This is a genomic window from Lysinibacillus telephonicus, from assembly GCF_003966145.1.
Taxonomy (GTDB): Bacteria; Bacillota; Bacilli; order Bacillales_A; family Planococcaceae; genus Ureibacillus; species Ureibacillus telephonicus.
Genome location: NZ_RXNR01000072.1, coordinates 1 through 19,838 on the forward strand (window position 1 = coordinate 1; position 19,838 = coordinate 19,838).

Annotated in this window: 15 protein-coding genes, 1 pseudogene and 1 riboswitch; of the genes and pseudogenes, 13 read left to right on the forward strand and 3 right to left on the reverse strand. The window is 36.0% G+C overall.

Annotated features, from left to right (window positions below):
• Positions 1-150: 150 nt before the first annotated feature.
• Both EKG35_RS17365 and EKG35_RS17370 read right to left on the reverse strand, forming a co-directional pair.
• Positions 151-2,595, reverse strand: a complete 2,445-nt coding sequence (locus tag EKG35_RS17365) for a heavy metal translocating P-type ATPase (RefSeq protein WP_126295805.1) — start codon at positions 2,593-2,595, stop codon at positions 151-153.
• 11 nt (positions 2,596-2,606) lie between these two features.
• Positions 2,607-2,927, reverse strand: a complete 321-nt coding sequence (locus tag EKG35_RS17370; RefSeq protein ID WP_126295806.1) for an ArsR/SmtB family transcription factor — start codon at positions 2,925-2,927, stop codon at positions 2,607-2,609.
• A 594-nt stretch (positions 2,928-3,521) separates the two neighbouring features.
• Between EKG35_RS17370 and EKG35_RS17375 the strand changes: the two genes are divergently transcribed.
• From EKG35_RS17375 to EKG35_RS17400, 6 genes are all read left to right on the forward strand, one after another.
• Complete coding sequence (locus tag EKG35_RS17375) at positions 3,522-4,508, forward strand: arsenic resistance protein (protein ID WP_126295807.1); 987 nt, start codon at positions 3,522-3,524, stop codon at positions 4,506-4,508.
• A gap of 88 nt (positions 4,509-4,596) precedes the next feature.
• A riboswitch (cobalamin riboswitch) is annotated at positions 4,597-4,790 on the forward strand.
• Positions 4,791-4,987: 197 nt separating this feature from the next.
• The gene (locus tag EKG35_RS17380) at positions 4,988-6,535 is read left to right on the forward strand and encodes an ABC transporter substrate-binding protein (protein ID WP_126295808.1); all 1,548 of its coding nucleotides are present in this window, start codon (positions 4,988-4,990) and stop codon (positions 6,533-6,535) included.
• Positions 6,536-6,544: 9 nt separating this feature from the next.
• The gene (nikB, locus tag EKG35_RS17385) at positions 6,545-7,474 is read left to right on the forward strand and encodes a nickel ABC transporter permease (protein ID WP_126295809.1); all 930 of its coding nucleotides are present in this window, start codon (positions 6,545-6,547) and stop codon (positions 7,472-7,474) included.
• A 7-nt stretch (positions 7,475-7,481) separates the two neighbouring features.
• A complete protein-coding gene (nikC, locus tag EKG35_RS17390) occupies positions 7,482-8,309 on the forward strand; it encodes a nickel transporter permease (RefSeq protein ID WP_126295810.1) in 828 nt (275 codons plus the stop codon).
• 4 nt (positions 8,310-8,313) lie between these two features.
• Positions 8,314-9,027, forward strand: a complete 714-nt coding sequence (locus EKG35_RS17395; protein ID WP_126295811.1) for an ATP-binding cassette domain-containing protein — start codon at positions 8,314-8,316, stop codon at positions 9,025-9,027.
• Positions 9,024-9,803, forward strand: coding sequence for an ABC transporter ATP-binding protein (locus tag EKG35_RS17400; protein ID WP_126295812.1), 780 nt, complete (start codon positions 9,024-9,026; stop codon positions 9,801-9,803). The genes EKG35_RS17395 and EKG35_RS17400 overlap by 4 nt, the downstream gene beginning before the upstream one ends.
• 601 nt (positions 9,804-10,404) lie before the next feature.
• Here the strand turns inward: EKG35_RS17400 and EKG35_RS21355 are convergent.
• A pseudogene (locus EKG35_RS21355) lies at positions 10,405-10,500 on the reverse strand (cyclic pyranopterin monophosphate synthase MoaC); the annotation flags it as partial.
• Positions 10,501-10,824: 324 nt separating this feature from the next.
• Here EKG35_RS21355 and EKG35_RS17405 point away from each other — a divergent pair.
• From EKG35_RS17405 to EKG35_RS17435, 7 genes are all read left to right on the forward strand, one after another.
• Positions 10,825-11,730, forward strand: a complete 906-nt coding sequence (locus EKG35_RS17405; RefSeq protein ID WP_126295813.1) for an FAD binding domain-containing protein — start codon at positions 10,825-10,827, stop codon at positions 11,728-11,730.
• Positions 11,720-13,978, forward strand: coding sequence for a xanthine dehydrogenase subunit D (gene pucD / locus EKG35_RS17410; protein WP_126295814.1), 2,259 nt, complete (start codon positions 11,720-11,722; stop codon positions 13,976-13,978). The genes EKG35_RS17405 and pucD overlap by 11 nt, the downstream gene beginning before the upstream one ends.
• Positions 13,969-14,496, forward strand: coding sequence for a (2Fe-2S)-binding protein (locus EKG35_RS17415; protein WP_126295815.1), 528 nt, complete (start codon positions 13,969-13,971; stop codon positions 14,494-14,496). Before pucD ends, EKG35_RS17415 begins: the two co-directional genes overlap by 10 nt.
• 29 nt (positions 14,497-14,525) lie before the next feature.
• Positions 14,526-16,085, forward strand: coding sequence for an ABC transporter ATP-binding protein (locus EKG35_RS17420; RefSeq protein ID WP_342774126.1), 1,560 nt, complete (start codon positions 14,526-14,528; stop codon positions 16,083-16,085).
• Positions 16,063-17,181: an ABC transporter permease gene (locus tag EKG35_RS17425; protein ID WP_126295816.1), complete on the forward strand. Its 1,119-nt coding sequence runs from the start codon at positions 16,063-16,065 to the stop codon at positions 17,179-17,181. The genes EKG35_RS17420 and EKG35_RS17425 overlap by 23 nt, the downstream gene beginning before the upstream one ends.
• 44 nt (positions 17,182-17,225) lie before the next feature.
• Positions 17,226-18,155, forward strand: a complete 930-nt coding sequence (locus tag EKG35_RS17430) for an ABC transporter permease (RefSeq protein WP_126295817.1) — start codon at positions 17,226-17,228, stop codon at positions 18,153-18,155.
• A gap of 94 nt (positions 18,156-18,249) precedes the next feature.
• Entirely contained in the window at positions 18,250-19,392 is a 1,143-nt protein-coding gene (locus EKG35_RS17435) for a BMP family ABC transporter substrate-binding protein (protein ID WP_246020464.1), read from the forward strand.
• Positions 19,393-19,838: the final 446 nt, after the last annotated feature.

The following is a 19,838-nucleotide window of genomic DNA, read 5'->3' on the forward strand; positions in this document are numbered from 1 at the left end:
GGAAAGCGTCCGCCGAAACGGAAATCAACTAACTTATTCAAAAAGGGTTATTAATTTTATTTTAAAAGAAAAAAGACTGTAGGCAAACTCGAATTTTCGAGTTTGTCTACAGTCTGAGATGTCTCTTATCCAGAGACATCTCTTTGCAACTTATTCATTAAATTTTAGTATTCTGATTGAATTTAAAATAACAATTAAAGCAGCACCTGTATCACTTAATACGGCCATCCAAAGTGAAAGGATTCCAGGGAAGATTAAGACGAGGGCAGCGACTTTAATAATAATAGAAAACCAAATATTTTGTTTAATGATTCGCAAAGCTTTTCGACTTAATTTTATTGTATGAGGTAGTTTTTCAAGATTATCAGCCATTAATACGATATCGGCTGTCTCCATTGCGGTATCTGTTCCAGCTCCACCCATTGCAATGCCTAAATCTGCTGTTGCGAGTGCTGGAGCATCATTGATGCCGTCACCAACCATTGCTACCTTATGACCTTCAGTTTGTAATTTTTTAATGGTTTCTACTTTATCCTCTGGTAATAACTCTGCAAAATAACGGTTAACATTTGCTTCTGATGCAATTAATTTTGCTGTTTCTTCATTATCTCCAGTCAACATGACGGTTTGCTTAACACCACTTTGTTTTAATGTGTTTAATGTCGATGCAGATGTTTCGCGGAGTGTATCAGAAACTGCGATAATCCCAAAAATCCCTTGTTGCGAACCGATAATCACAACAGATTTACCTTTCCTTTGAATGTCTTGAACAGGTTCAATCACATTATCAAGTGGTATATGGAGATCTTCAAATAATTTTAGATTTCCAGCGTAATAAGTCTCTTCTTGAATAGTCGCTTGAACCCCTTTACCTACAATATTCTTAAATGAATGACCGTTTTTAGGTTGTATCCCTTTTTCATTTGCATAATTCACAATTGATTGTGCAATAGGGTGTGTGGAATATTCTTCTAGAGTGAATGCAATTGAAAGTAATTCCTCTTCAGATTTATTGAAAGTTTTTATTTCAGTTACTTTAGGTTTCCCTTCTGTCAACGTACCAGTTTTATCAAATGCAACGGCGGTGATTGCACCTGCTTTTTCTAAGAACGTTCCACCTTTAATTAAGACACCATTTTTTGCGGCATTCCCAATTGCTGATACGATGGCAACTGGAGTAGAAATAACTAAAGCACAAGGACAAGCTACAACAAGTAGTTCCAAACCTTTATAGAACCACTCATTCCAAGTGCCAAAATTAAGAAGGGGTGGAAGTAACATCATGACTAATGCCACAATGAATACAATTGGTGTATAGATGCTTGCAAATTTATCGACAAAGGCTTCTGTTGGTGCCTTTTTCTCTTGTGCCTCTTCGACTAATTGAATAATTTTTGATATCGTCGTATCTTCTACTAACTTTGTTACCTTAATATCAAGGGAACCGTGTTCGTTGATTGTTCCAGCATAAACAGTATCACCAATCGTCTTATCTACAGGAATTGATTCACCGGTAATTGGCGCTTGATTAATACTAGATTCACCAAGAACAATATCACCATCCAATGGGATCTTTTCGCCAGGTTTCACAACGATAATATCACCAACGCTCACTTCTTCAACCGAAACTTTTGAAATTTCAGTTCCAACTTTAACCCAAGCTTCAGCAGGGGCTAAGTCCATCAAATTACGAATTGAATTTCGAGTACGCTCGATTGATCGATTTTGAAGGTAGTTCCCTATTGCAAATAACCAAACAACGGTTGCGCCCTCAAACCATTCCCCGATAATAGCAGCACCAATAGCTGCAGCAGACATAAGTACATTCATATCCAATGAATGACTTTTTATTGCATAGAAAGCACTTCTAACAGGCTTAACTCCACTAATCACCATTGCAATGGCGTATAGAATGGATGATATTAAAGGAGAGAATCCGGTAAATGATCCGATAAAACCTAAAGATAACAATACACCCGACAAAATCACTGAAGCATTGTCACTAAACATATTTTTTGGGGCCGCGGGTTGATTCTTTACTGATAATGACGCTTTATAACCTATTTTAGAAACTTCAGATATAATTTCCTGAACACTATTCGAATGTTCAATTTTCATTTTTCCCGTAGAGAAGTTTACGTCTACACTTTTCACTGATGGAAGGGTACTTAAGTGTTTTTCTATGCTTTTGGCACAGCTACTACAGTCCATTCCAACAATATTAAATGTTTTTATATTTTTATTTTGGTTTAAAGGTTTTGCAGAAAAGCCAAGTTTTTTGATTTCCGTTTCAATTGGTATTAATGCATCGACACTTTTTGCTGCAACCTGCATTTTCCCTGTGCTGAAATTTACCTTAACTTCAGCAATATCTTTAAGTTTGCTTAATCCTTTTTCAATGGTTACTGCACATGCACCACAATCCATTCCGTGAACTTGATATGTCATTTTTTCTACAGATAGAGAAGAACTTGGAGTTGACTGTTGTTCTAAAGTACTTGAACAATTTGCCTCTTGCGATGAACGGCTAGAACTACAACAATTATTATCCACTGTTTTAGATATGTTTTTTGAGCTACAGCATTCGTTTGCCAATATAATCTCCCCTAATCTATATGACGATCACAACGTGCAACGTCATTTTCTACATCTTCAAGAACAACATCAAACATGGTTAATAAATCTCTTATATGTTGGTTGCGTAAGCTGTAGTAAATGTATTTTCCTTCATTTCTACCCACAATGATTCCACAGCCTTTTAAACAAGCGAGATGTTGTGAAATATTTGACTGATTTCCTTTAAGTTCTTCAACAATTTGAGTAACTGTTTTTTCCTTTTCCTTTATACTTTCAAGAATTTGAATTCTTGTTTTGTTTGAAAATCCATGAATTAACTTAACCTTCATATCATAATCAATATTTTGCATAGAATCACTCCAAATATATATTAGTAAAAACGAATATGTTATGCTATTATCATATTAGCTCTTACTAATATGTGTGTCAAATTTTCTATTCAAACAAACAATTTTATAGAAAATTCAAATGTGACAGGGAGTTCACTTTACTAAACGAATGAGTTCATTCAAGTTTGTATTGTTGCTAAAATTCACTAAGTAGAAAATATCTATCGTTGAAGTGGCTTGTATAATAATCGTTATAGTTTAGGAGGGGAAGTCTTGTTGTGGTTGCTATTTAAAACAACAAAATCAACGCTTTATAATTTAGTTAATAAAGAAGTAGGCTAAAATTGGATCAACCGATATGAAGCTTCGTTTTATTCACTTCAAGAATGTATGATGCATTACTAGGACAACCACTTGAAGGAGAGAGTCATGGCTTCCCAACAAATTATGAAATAGTCGGAGTTTTACTCAAGTCGCGATTATTTATTTTTTTGTTGCGATAGTCGCTGGTTATTACTTATGAAGGGCTTCAACATGTATAAAACATGGTATTTAATGTTGTAAAGAAAAATCGCAGACTTGAATGAAGCATCATAAGTAAGGAAGGATTATGAAGTGAAGATGACAAGAGAAAAGATCGAAAATCATCAAATTTGTATATATGTTTTTTCTTTAATTCTTGGAGGAGTAATAGGCCTATCAAATGAGAGTTTAGCAACTAGTTTAGATTGGATTATCTCACCGCTTATTGCTGTTCTAATGTATGGAATGTTCGCTCAAATTCCATTTTTAAAACTGGGTGAGGCTATTTCAAATCTTAAATTTATCGGTTCGTTGCTAGTAGGGAATTTTATTGCAGTGCCAATAATTGTTTGGATTTTAACAATAATATTTCCTCAGTCGACACCAGTATTATTAGGTGTTTATTTAGTTTTGCTAACTCCATGTATCGATTATGTAATTGTCTTTACTCAACTAGGTAAGGGAAATGAGAAATTAATGTTAGCTTCTACGCCTATTTTATTTGTAGTACAAATGATTTTACTGCCGTTGTATCTATGGTTATTTATAGGTGAAGATATGGTGGGAATAGTCCACGTGGAGCCATTTTTAGAAGCATTTCTATTATTAATAGTTGCTCCATTATTAATAGCTGTTATTACTCAATTGTGGGCTAAAAAGAAGGTTCTAGGAGAAAGAGTTTTACATTCCACAGCATGGCTGCCAGTTCCATTTATGGCGTTAGTATTAATCGCTGTTGTGGCATCGCAAATAGGTAAGGTATATAGTGATTTCGATGTAATTGTACGTGTAATTCCAATTTATTTTCTGTATTTAATTATCACACCATTTGTTTCCCGTTTAATCGCGTTTATATTTAAACTGGATAAGGATGCAGGGAGAGCACTGATTTTTAGTATTGGAACACGAAACTCACTTGTTGTTCTTCCTTTGGCATTAGCTTTACCTGAGTCCTGGGCAAAGATAGCAGCGGCTGTGATTGTAACACAAACCATTGTGGAGTTAATGGGAGAATTAATCTATATGAAGGCAGTACCTAATTTGATATTGAAAGATTCTCCAAAAAATAATATGAGATAAATTAGTTATTATTACAATAGCTAATTCTAATTGCAAAAATAGTAAATTAATTAACATAATTGTTTTATTTTATGGTAGTATATAGAAAACTTCAGAATTTTTAATAGGTGCTATACATATTTTAAGTATGGCTTAAAAGGGAAGATTGGTGAAAATCCAACACGGTTCCCGCCACTGTAATTCAGAGCAACCTGCTTGATGCCACTGTTTTTTGAACAAAACGGGAAGGCGTAGGTTGTGAAGAGGATAAGTCAGGAGACCTGCCTATTTAAATATCACTGAGAGACCTACGGGAGATTAGGGAGGTGGTTGGTTTGCGGATAATACTTCGTCGCTTTTTCGACACTACCTTTTTATCTTTCCAAGGCATTTCTGACCTCTTAAGTTGTCAGAAGTGCTTTTTATTTTGAATTGTTAACAGTTGTACACATGTAAAGTAGCTTGTTATAAACAATTCATTTTTAGGAGGAGAAGAAAAAATGAAGAAATGCTACAAAAGCTTGATTACATGGTTTTACATGGCGCTATGCATTCTTGCGTTAGTAGGGTGCTCAGCTAAAAAAGAAGAACAGGTAGCTGCAACAAGTAAAGAAGAAACTGACAAAACCGCAACTTTAGCGTTTTCTTGGAGTCCATCTGGTTTAGATCCACATAGTGGCGATAGCTGGGAGATAATGCGGTCAGGTGCTGCGGAAACTTTAATTAAATTAAGTGAAGATTTAACTCCTACACCATGGTTGGCAAAATCATGGGAACAAGTGGATGATACAACTTGGTTATTCCAACTGCAGGAGAATGTAACATTCCATAACGGTAAAGCAATGGATGCAACGTCCGTGATGAATTCATTACAACATGCCATTGACAACAACCAAGGAACAAAGGATTTATTAAAAATTAAATCAATGGAAGTTGTATCGGAGTCAGAGTTAAAAATTGAAACTAAGGAAATTAATGCTGCACTAATCTCAAATTTAGCAGACCCAGGCACGACTATCGTAGATGTGGATTCTCTAGATAATAAGGATGGTTATCCAGCGTTTACAGGTGCATATGTTATAAAGCAATTTAACCAAGACGAATCTCTAATTGTTAAGCGCTATGAAGATTATTGGGGAGAAAAGGCAAAACTAGATGAAGTAACAATTAAGTTTATTTCAGACAGTAATACGCGTTTGATGGCTTTACAATCAGGAGAGGTTGATGGAGCAACAGATATTTCAGTTGACAACATTGAAGTCTTAGAAAAAAATGATAACTTTGAAGTTTTAACAGCTCAATCATTACGAACACATTTAGTAATGTACAATATGGAATCTCCATTATTTAAGCAATTAGCTGTACGAAAAGCTGTCGATTCTTTAATTCCACGCCAAGAAATTGTGGATTCTGTTATGAAAGGGCAAGGAACCGCAGCAGTTGGTCCGTTTTCACCAGTATTACCATTTGGACAATTAAGTGAAACAAAGGAAGATCTATCAGTTGACCAATTAATGCAGCAAGACGGTTGGACAAAAAACACGGATGGTATGTGGGAAAAAGACGGAAAAGTCTTTGAAGCTACTTTTTTAACATTCCCACAACGCCCGGAGCTAACAGTGATGGCAGAGGTTATTCAAAGTAAACTACTCGAACACGGGATGAAGGTAAATATTCGCCAAGTAGAAAATATAGACGAAACACTAGTAAATGAAGAATGGGATTTAGCAATGTACAGTATGCTAACAGCTCATACTGGCAGTCCATACTTTTTCTTAGAGGTTTTTTATAAATCAGACAGTCTATCAAACATGAACCATTTTGCATCACAAACAGTCGATGCGTTGATTAATGAATTACATCAGACAACTGATACAGAAAAAAGCACTGAATTAGCAATCCAAATTCAAGGAGAAATTGGAAAAAAAGTACCTCATTCATATATTGTCTATCCAAATACCGTATTTGCAGTAAATAAAGAATTGAGAGGCTTTGAGGCACTGCCAATCGAATACTACTATAATAATGCAAATATCGATAAAGAATAATCGTACGCTATGGTTAAATTTTTATTAGAACGTCTTATACAATTGTTTATTGTTGTTTTTTGCGTTGCAACGGTAACTTTTTTACTAGTTAGAATATCGCCTGGAGATCCAGCAACAATTATGTTGAAAGCTAACGATATTCCTGCTTCAGATGAAGCGATATATGCTTTACGGAGTGAACTAGGCTTAACCAATTCTATTGGTGGACAATATATTGAATGGATACAGCAAATATTTACGGGGAAATGGGGTGTGTCTTTTGTTTCCCAAAAACCTGTGATAAGTGAGTTGTTTGCAAGATTGCCAGCTACGATAGAACTTGCATTAGCAGGGCTTGGCATTATGTTAGCAGTGACGATAATTTTAGGAATCTCTACGGCTATTTATGAAAATGGAGTTGTGGATAAATTAGGGCGTGTTTTAGCACTTCTTGGTTCAGCAATGCCTACATTTTGGCTCGGATTCTTATTTATGTATCTGTTCTCTGTTAGCCTGGGATGGTTGCCATCAATGGGAAGAGGTAGTTGGAAAAACTTAATATTACCTGCAACAACCCTTGGATTAGGTCTAGGTACTGTATATGCACGTGTACTACGTACGCATATGCTGGAAATGTTGCAGCAACCATTTGTAAAGGCATCTAGGGCAAGAGGGATATCGAAAAATAGGATTTTAGTATTTCAAGTATTAAAGCATGCTTTACTGCCAATTGTAACGATGACTGGTACAAGCTTTGCATTCATGCTTGGGGGTAGTATTATTGTAGAATCTATTTTTTCATGGCCAGGTTTAGGACGATATATTGTTGAATCTATTAATATGCGGGATTATCCTGTCATTCAAGGTTACGTTGTTTTTGCTGCTATATTATTTGTAGCAATTCATATGTTAGTAGATTTTATCTATTTAATCATTGATCCACGTTTAAATAGGAGGTAGCCAGGTGATGTTAAAGAGATTGAAGCAAGTAAATATTGGTTTGCTTGTAGGGCTGGTTATCCTATTAAGTATTTCTTTGTTGGGATTATTTGCACCATGGATTGCGCCTCATGATCCTTTGGCAGTTAATTTAGCTGCTAGATTACAGTCACCGAGTTGGACTTATCCTTTCGGTACTGATCATCTAGGGCGTTGTATCTTATCTCGTATTATATATGGCATAAGAATAAGTGCTACATCTGCTTTAATTATTATGTTCTTTACGATGTTGATTAGTGTTCCAATCGCACTGTTAACAGGATATGTTCGAGGGCGTTCAGATAATTTTATGATGCGAATCATCGATAGCACTTTAGCTATTCCAGATATTGTACTAACGATAGCCATTGTGGGATTATTAGGGCCTGGCTTAGTAAATATGATTTTCGCTATTGTAGTGGTACGTTGGGCAAGCTATGTACGCTTTATTCGGAGTCTTGTTATAAAAATATCTCAAGAGGATTATATTTTCTCGGCTAGAATGGCTGGGAATTCTCATTTTCGTATTTTAAAGCGTTATATACTTCCTCAAATAGCGATGCCTATTCTTGTTTTTAGTGCGCTAGATTTAGGAAAGATTGTTTTAAATATTGCCAGCCTTTCTTTTTTAGGATTAGGTTCTCAGCCGCCAACGCCTGAATGGGGTGCTATGTTAAATGATGCGACAGATTATTTTCAAATTTCCCCATACGTTATGTTCTTTCCTGGTTTAGCAATTGTATTGTTTGTTTTATCTTGCCAATTAGTAAGTGAAAGACTTGGGAAACACGACATAACTTTTAGTAAGGAGGTATGAGGTTTTGGATAGAAGCCCCTTATTGAAGGTTGACCATTTAGAAGTTACATATAAACAAAAACAACAGCGGAAAGTAATTATACAAGATGTATCATTTAAGTTATATCCAGGAGAAATGGTTGCAATGACTGGAAAAAGTGGTGCAGGTAAAAGTGTTATTGCACATGCATTAGTTGGATTGTTAGACAAAGGATTAAGTGTAACAAAAGGTCAAATTCTATTTGAAGGTAAAAATATTATACAATTTAATGAGAAGCAATTCGAAAATTTAAGACGAGAGAATATAGCGATGATGATTCAACATTCATTAAACGGATTAGATCCGATTAGGTTAGTAAAAAAGCAGATGTTGGAAACTATTCGACATAGAAAAGTAGGCTCAAAAAAAGAAGTTGAACAGCTTTTACTTAACTTGCTAACTCAAGTCGGTTTCAAAGAACCTGAAGAAGTTCTTGATTCATATCCGTTTGAGCTTAGTGGAGGGATGAGGCAGCGAGTATTGTTAGCGATGATGTTAAGTTTACAGCCGAAAATACTAATTGCTGACGAACCAACAACTGCTCTTGATATAGTGAACCGTGAAAAAATACTAGAGTTATTAAAACAATTACAGTGTAACCTTGGATTAACAATACTTCTCATTTCACATGATGAAAACAGTGTGAATAAATATGCAGACCGTGTCGTTCATATGAATGAAGGAGGAGTGCTTTTATGACATTGCTAGAATTAAAGCAAGTTACAAAAGAATATCCTTTACGATTAAGAAGAGGGAATATAAAGAAAAAAGTCGCTGTTAAAAATGTTAGCTTTGCAATTTCAAAAGGTGAGTGTCTTGCATTGGTTGGTGAGAGTGGAAGCGGGAAAAGTACCATTGCAAAATGTATTATGCGAATTGAAAAAATAACTTCCGGAAAGGTTCTATGGAAGGGGCACAACATCCATACAAAAGAATTGAAAGATTTTACGTTGTATAAAAACATTCAAATGGTAATGCAGGATTCTTCAGCGTCATTGCATCCTAAAATGTGTATTAAAGAAATACTAGCAGAGCCCATTCGAAATTTCTTTCCAGATGAAAGGGATTGGCTTGAAGAATGTATTAAACTATTGCATTTAGTTGGTTTGGACAAGTCACATTTGAAGTATTTTCCCAATCAATTGAGTGGTGGGCAAAAGCAACGTGTATGTATTGCTAAAGCGTTAGCTGTTAAGCCAGAGCTGATTATTTTTGATGAATCCATTGCAAGTTTAGATAGTAATTCACAAAAGTCGATTTTAGAAATTTTGAAAAGGATCCAAATCCAAGATGGGCTTAGTTATCTATTTATTACACATGATTTACAATCCACTAAGCAATTTTGTGATCGTGTAGCGGTAATGTACCAAGGGGAAATTGTAGAGAGTTTCACGTATTGGGAACGTGAACAACTTACTCACCCTTACTCACAACTACTGTTTGATACAATGAATAATTCTAATACCTCATTCTGAACAAAAGGAAGATATATTATTATACAAGCTATAACATTAAAAAATGGGAATATGTTATAACTAATTGCATTTCAAATTTAACAACTTTATTTTTACTTAAATGTTATGTAACAACAATCGATTAATTTATTTACTTTAATAAATTGTGACCTATGGTGCAATTAATCTGAGTATATTTTTAGAGGCTGGGACAAAACTAAAAGACGCCATTTTTCTTGATGAGAAAAATGACGTTTTTTTGCTAAGTGGGAAATTGATTTCCGTTCCGGGGACGCGCATCCAGGGCTGGCCCAGAGCCTCCTCGTCGCTACACTCCTGCGGGGTCTCGAGTCACGGGCTGTTCCCGCAGGAAGCTTTGTACCTGACGCTTCGCTTTCGGTACAGAAAAACATTGCTCTGTAGCGAAAGGCGCAGCCGGCAGCTACACTCGCCCCTTCACTCCAATCAATTTTCAAAAATTATCAAATTCTTATTAATGATAAAAGCGAATTTTTACAAAAAATCCACTTATGTCCCAGCCCCTTTGTTTGTTTTTATGCTTGTTTCAGAAACTCATCTTCTTAAAATAAGGAAAATCTATTTAGGCTTCCTTTCCCGTTAGTTATTCTCGAATATAGTCTCCGTTTTTTCCTCCTGTTTTTTCAGTAACAATTATCCTGTTTTTATTAGCAGCTTTGCAATTATAATATTTTGTTATACAAAACCTAAAGGTAAAAGGCTTGCAAATAAGTATAGATTGTTTATTGATATAAGATTTTGTGTAAGATTTTATAACGCATTTTAGTTAACTATTTGTCTTTTTAGTTATTTTCACTAAAAATATTTTGAAAATTGGGAAAAAATATTAATGACAATTGAAAATCCCCTTGTTATTATGTTAGATAATGTTACATGAATTACATTTATAGTGCCTATCATCCAAAATTTCGCTTCTTTTACTCCAAATTCAACCTACAAGCTTAGAATCACATCATTTTATCCAATTACGTTTTAAATACATATTTAGAGGAGGTTTTCACAAATGGTATATCAATTTGATGGATTAGAACCAAAAACTCCTTTTATTTGGATGCCAGTAACTGTCGAAGAGGCTATTGACCTAAAAAAACAGTTTGGTATAGAGGCGGAGTTTGCTTCTGGTGCAACATTATTGCAACTTCAATGGATGAATGGCCGGAAAATGGCCCAACATCTTATCAGTCTTGAACAAATATCTTCATTAAAGGAAGTTAAATTGAAGAATAATGTTTTATCCATTGGAGCATTAACAACTTTAGGAAGCTATCAAAATAATTCACTTATAAAAGAAAATGTTATTTTATGCAACGCATTGAAAACAATCGCCGCTCCAGCTGTTCGAAATCGTGGAACAATTGGAGGAAATGTAATGGGAGGAATAGGTGATCTAATTCCTTTGTTATTAGCGATGGAAGCAAAATTGTATATTCAGGGACCAAATAGTTCCATAATAGTTGACCTTTGGGATTGGCTGCAAAATAAACAGATTACAGGAAATGAACTATTGGTAAAGATTGAATTGCCAGTTGAAGTAAATGAAAAAACATGCTTTTCATTTTATCGAAAAATAGGTCGAAGAGAAACGTTTACTGCAGCAATATTAACAGTATCCGGAAAAATCAAGTGGGATGAAAAAGGTGTTTTAAATATTGTAAGGCTTGCTGTTGGGGGAGGAGACAACGAACCTAAACGATTGGAAAAAACAGAGCAATTGCTAAATGGCAAAACAGGTGAAGAAATCAATTGGAAAGCAGTTTATTCATCGATAACAAATGAATTTAATGCAGTTGAGGATAGTTTTATATCAAGTGAATACCGAAAGAAAATAGCTGCTAATCTCATTGTTGCTGAGCTAAAAAGCAAATTAACAATTAGTAGCCAAGGAGAGGGTCATATATATGAAATCTAACATTGTTGAAAAAGAAGGTAGAGTACGACCTGACGGCTACTCTAAAGTAACAGGCAATCTAAAATATTTAACGGATTTGACTTTTCCGAACATGCTTTATGGCAAAGTGTTAAGAAGCCCATATCCGCATGCCAAAATTATTTCGATTAACACAGATAAAGCAATAAAATTACCTGGAGTCGAAGCTGTACTTACATATAACGATGTTCCAGGCATGAACCGTTTTGGAATTATTGTTGCAGACCAGCCTGTACTTTGTGAAGATAAGGTCCGTTATATTGGAGACGCTGTTGCTTGTGTTGCTGCACATTCCATTCAAGCGGCAGAAAATGCGTTAAAACTAATTGAAGTAATTTACGAGGAATTACCGATAATTGACTCTCCAGAACAAGCTTTAAAACCACAAGCATTCAAGCTTCATGTTGGAGGGAATATTTGCCACCAAGCGATGTTTAGCGAAGGAAATATACAACAAGCATTTGAACAGTGTGAAGCTATAGTAGAAGAAACATATGAAGTTCCTAGACAATTACATGCTTATATGGAAACTGAAGGTGGAGTTGTCGTACCAGAAAATGACGGTGCGATTACAGTCTACGCAGGAACGCAGCACGGCTATCGAGATCGTTTCCAACTATCAAGAATACTAGGGTTGCCGGAAAAGATGATTCGAATTGTGTCTAGTCCTATGGGCGGTTCCTTCGGTGGTAAAGATGAATTGAACATACAGCCTTATGCTGCACTCCTTGCGTTAGCAACTAAGAGACCTGTGAAAATCCACAATTCCAGAACGGAATCATTTAAAACAAGCATCAAACGACATCCGATGAAAATTACAGTAAAAACTGGAACTAATCGTACAGGAAAAATATTGGCTCATCAAGTAAAAATCATTGCTGATAAGGGCGCTTATACAACTTTAGGGCCTGCAGTATTAGATTTTTCAATAGAACATGCAGCTGGTCCATACATTATTCCTAATATTGAAACAGAAGGTGTTTCAGTATTTACAAATAATGGCGTGTCTGGTGAGTTTAGAGGTTTTGGCGGCAATCAAATAACCTTTGCACTAGAGAGCCAGTTAGATCGTCTAGCGGAGTTATTGCAAATAGATCCAATTGAAATTCGAAAAATAAACTTAAGAAAAGCTACTGATAAAGGTCCATTAGGTCAGCGTATTGCCCCTACAGATGGTGCTGCACAAGTTTTGAACGGTATTCAGAAGCTGTATGAAAAAACTAATAAGCAATATTCAAATTCTCAATGGAAGCGTTACGGAACAGGTATTGCCATAGCTATGCACGGTGGTGGTCTTGGTTTTGGACGTTTGGATAGTGCAGGGGGAAGACTTTCATTAAATAAAGAAGGACAAATTGAAATTTCATTCGGTTTTGAAGAATGTGGTCAAGGTCTCCTATCTGTAATTGAGAACCTAGTTGTCGAGGAGATTGGATGTAGTAAGGAAGATGTAAAAATAGTTATTGGCGATACAGCAGTTGTTCCATCATCTGGTTCGATAACAGCTTCCCGCGGTACGAGCGTCGTTTGGCAATCACTTCAAAAATTGAAAGATCCATTTAAGCAAAAAATACTTCATCATGCAGGTAAAATGCTTCATTTACCTGAACAAAGCTTATACCTAGGACCAGGTGGTGTTTGGTGTTTTGAGAAGCAAGCTGGTCCTTGTCTTACGTACAAAGAATGTGTGGAGCAATTAATAGATAATACTGTTGAAACAAGTTTTCATTTTCCTGTAACACCTGATGCAATAAGTGGCGGGCATTTCCTATATTCCTTTGGAGGAGTCAAAGTGGATGTAGAGGTGGATTTACTAACTGGCAAGGTGAAGGTTTTATCTATTGATCATGTTGTTTCTGCAGGTCCTGTTATAAGTCCGCATGGCTACCGAGGACAAATTGAAGGCGGAGGAATAATGTCGCTTGGATATACACTTTTAGAGGAAGCAAAAATGAAGGATGCACAATATGTAGCTCAAAACTTTGATTCTTATTTAATTCCAAATATTGCAGAAGTTCCGTTTGAGACAAATGTTTACGCCATAGAAGAATTGTATGAGGGAGATTCCTATGGTCCAAGAGGTGTTGGTGAGATTGGAACGATTGCCATAACGCCTGCCATTGTTAAAGCTGTTCATGATGCAATTGGATGCTGGGTATCAAAACTGCCGATTTCTTCAGAGGAAATACTTGAGCACATTGAATCGAGGGGGATGCTTGAATGGATATGAAAAATAGGGTAATCGATAATCCTTTTACTTTAAATGAAGGCCAAACGATAGCACTAAAATTAACTATTAATGACGAACAATATGAATTACAGGTTAATCCAACAATAAAGCTTATTAACCTATTACGAGATCATCTAAACTTGATAGGGCCAAAAGTGTCATGTGGAATTGGCCGATGTGGTGCATGCTCAGTATTTGTAGATGGCGTATTAGTGAATGCATGTTTGCTTATGGCTTATCAAGTAAATGGTAAACATATTACAACGATTGAAGGATTGGTTGGGGTGACGATTGATGAGGTTCAACAAGCATTTTTAAAAGAGGGAGGCTTTCAATGCGGCTATTGTACTTCAGGTATGATTATGACCGTAAAATCTCTATTATCGACTAATCCTGATCCAACAGAGGCAGATATTAAAGAGGCATTGGCAGGGAATTTATGCCGTTGTACAGGATACGGTGGAATTATACGAGCAATTCAAAGTTTAGCTAAATCTAAAGTGGCAGTACAAGAGTGATAACTTATTAGTGAAAGGAGGCCAGACCTTTGAGTCAATCTGCAAATGTAATTGAAATGAAAGATATCGTGAAAACATTTGGAGAAGTTGTAGCGAGCAACCATGTCAATTTTGAAGTGAAAAAAGGTGAGATTCATGCGCTGCTCGGTGAAAATGGTGCTGGCAAAAGTACGATTATGAGTATGCTTAGCGGCATTTATCGTGCAGATAGCGGCGACATTTATATTAACGGTAAGCTTAGCAGAATTCGGTCTCCAAAAGAATCAATGGAACTAGGGATTGGGATGGTTCATCAAAACTTTAGACTTGTTGATACATTAACAGCGGTTGAAAATATCATTTTAGGAGAAAAAAGCAATAAGTGGCGTGGCTCTTCTTGGATGAAGAAAAAGATAGAGGAGATAGAAGAACTTGCCGATAAGTATGGGCTTACATTTCCAACCAAAGTCCCTATATGGCAATTATCTGTCGGGGAGCAGCAACGTGTTGAAATTGTAAAAACGTTATATCGCGGTGCGGAAATCATTATTTTTGATGAACCGACATCTGTTTTAACTCCTGGAGAAGTTGAACAATTATTTTTAACGATGCAGGAATTAAAGCGAAACGGTAAAACAATGATTATTACTACCCATAAATTGAAAGAAGTTATGACAATAGCAGATCAGATTTCTGTTATGAGAAAGGGAACAATGATTGCTCAAATGTCGAAGGAGGAGGCAACGATTCAATCACTTGCAAACTTAATGGTAGGCCAAAACATGGCAGACGAGGGCTTTTCCATTAAAGTGATTGAAAAAGGCAAACCAATCCTAGATGTACAAAACCTAGTAGTTCGAACAAAACTGAGAATTAATGCAATTGATCGTATAAACTTTTCCGTACATGAATATGAGATTGTTGGAGTAGCTGGTGTAGCGGGTAATGGACAAAAAGAACTTGCTGAAGTGTTAACAGGATTAATGCAATTGTACTCTGGTCAAATTGTTTTTAATAACGAAAAATTAACAGCTCCTTCTGTACAACAATTAATTGATAAAGGAATTGCACATATACCGGAAAATCGTATGAAAAGTGGACTCGCAGGAAGCTTAGGAATAATTGATAATCTGATGATGAAAACCTACAGATCAAATGCTCGTGCAAAGTTTGGTCTTATGAAAAAGAAAGAGAATATGGAATGGGCAGCAAACCTAATAAAAAAATTTGATGTTCGTACACCTGATATGGTTAGTCCTGTTGCCCAGCTTTCAGGTGGGAATCAGCAAAAGTTATTATTCGCACGAGAGATTGATATAAATCCTAAACTAATGATTGCGGTACATCCAACGCAAGGGCTAGATGTTGGTGCTGCAAAAGCAGTCCATGAAATGCTCGTCCAATTACGAGATTCAGGCAGTGGTGTTCTATTAATTTCTGAAGACTTAGAAGAAGTTATGCAATTATCAGATAAAATTCTTGTGTTATATAATGGGAAGATTAATGGAGTAATTGACCGGGGACAAGCTAATCGCGAAGTTATCGGTCAATTGATGGCCGGATTAAACTATAAGGAAGGAGCATTCTATGAGCCAGAAATCGTCGTTTGAACCGCTGCCTGTTGAGCTGAAACAAGACAACAAGAAACTTGGAAATGTTCCATTTCGATTAGAATATGATGCTCACAAAAAAGGCGGAAGCTGGTGGGTACCGATTATTTCAATCATTGTTGCACTTATGATATGTGCAGTCTTTATCCTTTTTAATGGAATGAACCCAATTACTGTGTATGGCAAAATGCTTGCCGGAGCATTCGGGTCTAGCTTTGGCATTAGTGAAACGATTGTTAAAGCAATCCCACTTTTATTATGCGGGCTTGGAGTGGCGATAGCATATAAAATTGCTATTTGGAATATTGGGGCAGAAGGACAATTTATTTTAGGAGCAATCGGTGCAACTGCAGTTACGATTTTCTTACCTAATCTACCGGGAGCACTTTACATTCCAGTTATGATGGTTGTCGGATTTGCTGCAGGAGCAATTTGGGGATTATGCACAGCAATTCCTCGAACATATTTTCAAGTAAATGAATTAATCTCATCTTTAATGTTAAATTATATCGCTCTTTTACTTTTAGACTATTTAGTTTACGGACCATGGAGAGACCCACAAGGTTTTAATTTTCCTGGAACTCAGGAATTTACACCATATCAACTGCTTGCGAGTTTAGGTGGAACACGGTTGCATTTTGGACTTATTTTCGCATTGGCAGCTGTCATACTATTTGCCTTTTTCCTCGCAAAAACTCGTTGGGGGTATGAGTTAAGGCTGCTTGGTGCTAATCCTGTTGCAGCAAAAAATGCAGGAATAAACATTACGAAGCATATTCTCATCGTTATGATGATTAGTGGGGGATTAGCCGGCTTTGCAGGTGCGATAGAAGTATCAGGTGTGGCGGGACGTTTGATGTATGGAATATCCCCGGGCTATGGCTATACAGCGATTATCGTAGCATGGCTGGCTAAACTAAATCCATGGGGGATGATTATTACTTCTGTTTTTATAGGTTCCTTAATAGTTGGAGGGTATAGTGTACAAACAATTGGGTTGCCATCTTCTTTTTCTAACATGCTACAAGGTGCAATTTTATTTTGCTTAATCGGCGGGGAAATGTTAAGTAAATTTAAATTGAAAAAGGTAGATTAGGAGATTAAAAGTCAGAATTATCAGAAAATATAAGGGGTGATTCGATGGAAATAATCCCACTAATTATCGCAGCTGCAATTTCTGGAGGAACATCATTACTATTTGCGGTTTTAGGCGGCATTTTAAATGAAAAAGCAGGAGTAATTAATTTAGGAACAGAAGGCATTATGTTAATCGGTGCAGTAATGTCAGCGATAGTTTTTATTCAAACAAATAATTTATTTATTACCTTGGCTGTTGTGTTAATTGCTACAGGATTTCTTGGTTTGCTTCATGCATTTCTTTGCATTACATTGCGTGCTAATCAAACAGTAAGTGGATTAGCCATTACGTTATTTGGAACGGGATTAAGTGCTTATCTAGGGAAATCGGTTGCGGGAGTCCCAATTCCTGTTTCTATTCCAAAAGTTGAATTGGACTGGCTGGATGCAATTCCTATTATAGGACAAATCTTCTCCGGACTAGATATTTTTATATGGCTTAGTATTGCATTATCTATCATTCTATACGTTTACATGTATAAAACGGCATGGGGTCTCCATTTAAAAGCTGTTGGTGATAATCCATCAACTTCTGATGCCATGGGAATTTCTGTTGCTGCATATCGATACTTTCATGTAATAGCAGGATCTATGCTAATGGGTGTTGCCGGATTTTATCTTATTATGGTGTATTCACCGAACTGGATTGAAGGAATGACGTCCGGAAGAGGATGGATTGCAATTGCTTTGATCATATTTGCCCGCTGGAATCCTATCTATGCACTTTTTGGTGCGTATTTCTTCGGAGGATTGGATTCGCTTGGGTTCCGCATGCAAATTTATGAATTTAATATACCATCTTATTTTTTAAAGATGATTCCATACGCTGCTACTATTTTTATTCTTATGTTCATTGGTTGGAAAAATAGAAATAAACCTTCTGTTGAACCAAAATCCCTAGGAAATCCGTACTTCCGTGAACAACGACTTTAATAATCTTTTAGACTCGTAAATCACAAAGGGAGGTGACGGTCGGTTTATAAGTATTAAATATAAAAAAGATATGATGAGTTAGGAGGAAAATAATTTGAAGAACTTTATATTTGCAGCATTATTTTCAATGTTAATCCTTGTATTAGGAGCTTGTTCTCAGGCAACTGAAGAACCTCAAGAAGAACCTGTCGAAGCTGAAGCGGATACAACTAATGGAACTGAACAAACTGAAACAGCAGAAGAAAAAGTACCTAGAGTTGCATTTGTTTATATTGGAGTTCCTGCTGATGGTGGTTGGACAATGACACATGACGAAGGTAGACAATTGGTAGATGAAACATTTGGAATTACTTCAACTACTGTCGAAAATATTCCTGAAGGACCTGATGCAGAACGAGTTATTGAAGAACTTGCTCAAAATCATGATATTATTTTTACAACGAGTTATGGTTATATGAATCCAACCATTAATGTAGCTAAAAAGTATCCAGATGTTATTTTCATGCATGCAACAGGCTACAAAACAGCAGATAATGTTGCTACTTATCAAGTGAAGGGCTTTGAATCAGGTTATTTATCCGGAATTGCTGCAGGTTCATTAACTGAAAATGGTAAAATTGGTTATGTTGGTGCATTTCCAATTCCTGAAGTCATTTTTACAATTAACGCATTTACATTAGCTGCACAAAGTGTAAATCCTAATACTGAAGTATCTGTTATTTGGAGTAATACTTGGTTCGACCCAACCGTTGAAAGACAGGCAGCTATTAGCTTACTAGACCAAGGTGTTGATGTATTGGCAAACTATCAAGATTCTCCAGCAGGAATTCAAGCAGCAGCGGAACGTGGTGTTTGGGGTATGGGGAATGATGCTGATATGAGTGAATATGCTCCAGATACGTATATTACAAATCCAATTATTCACTGGGGACCTTATTATGTCGATGTCGTTCAAAGCTGGATTGATGGTACCTGGGAATCCCATTCTTACTTAGGTGGTATAAAAGAGGGGTTAGCTGATATAGCACCATTTGGTAAAAATGTACCACAAGAAGTACAAGATTTAGTTAACGAGAAAAAACAAGAAATTCTTGATGGAAACTTAGAGGTGTTTACTGGTCCAATTTACGACAATACTGGTGAATTACGTGTTGCTGAAGGGGAAGTGATGACAATTGAAGAAATTTTAGCAATGGATTGGTTTGTTCAAGGGGTAAATGGAACAATTCCTAAATAAAAAATACAATCACAATTACTATCCTACAATTTAGGGTAGTTTTTTTAATCATCATAAGTATATTTCCTTCTTTAAAGATATTTTTAATCAAGACTTTGGTCTAGGTTGAATACTCCTTATTTGTTCTAAAAATCATACTTTATGCATAAAATAGTAAAACAAAAACCTATTAAAATAAATGTAATATTTACCAATATATGATAAAATAGTTTTTAATTAAACGATGGATAAATCGTAGTATAGCTACGGTTTTTATATAATTGTTATTGGTTTCCTCTACATGATTTTGCATATTAAATGTTTTAGTAATGAACAATAAATGTAGAAAGGAGCATTCCTGTTAGAAGGATTTTCAGGGTCTTGAAATAAAAAAAGCCCTCTAGTATGATGCATGAGTGTCAACAGCCATTGACCCATCATCACACAGGAGGACTCCGTCTATGAAT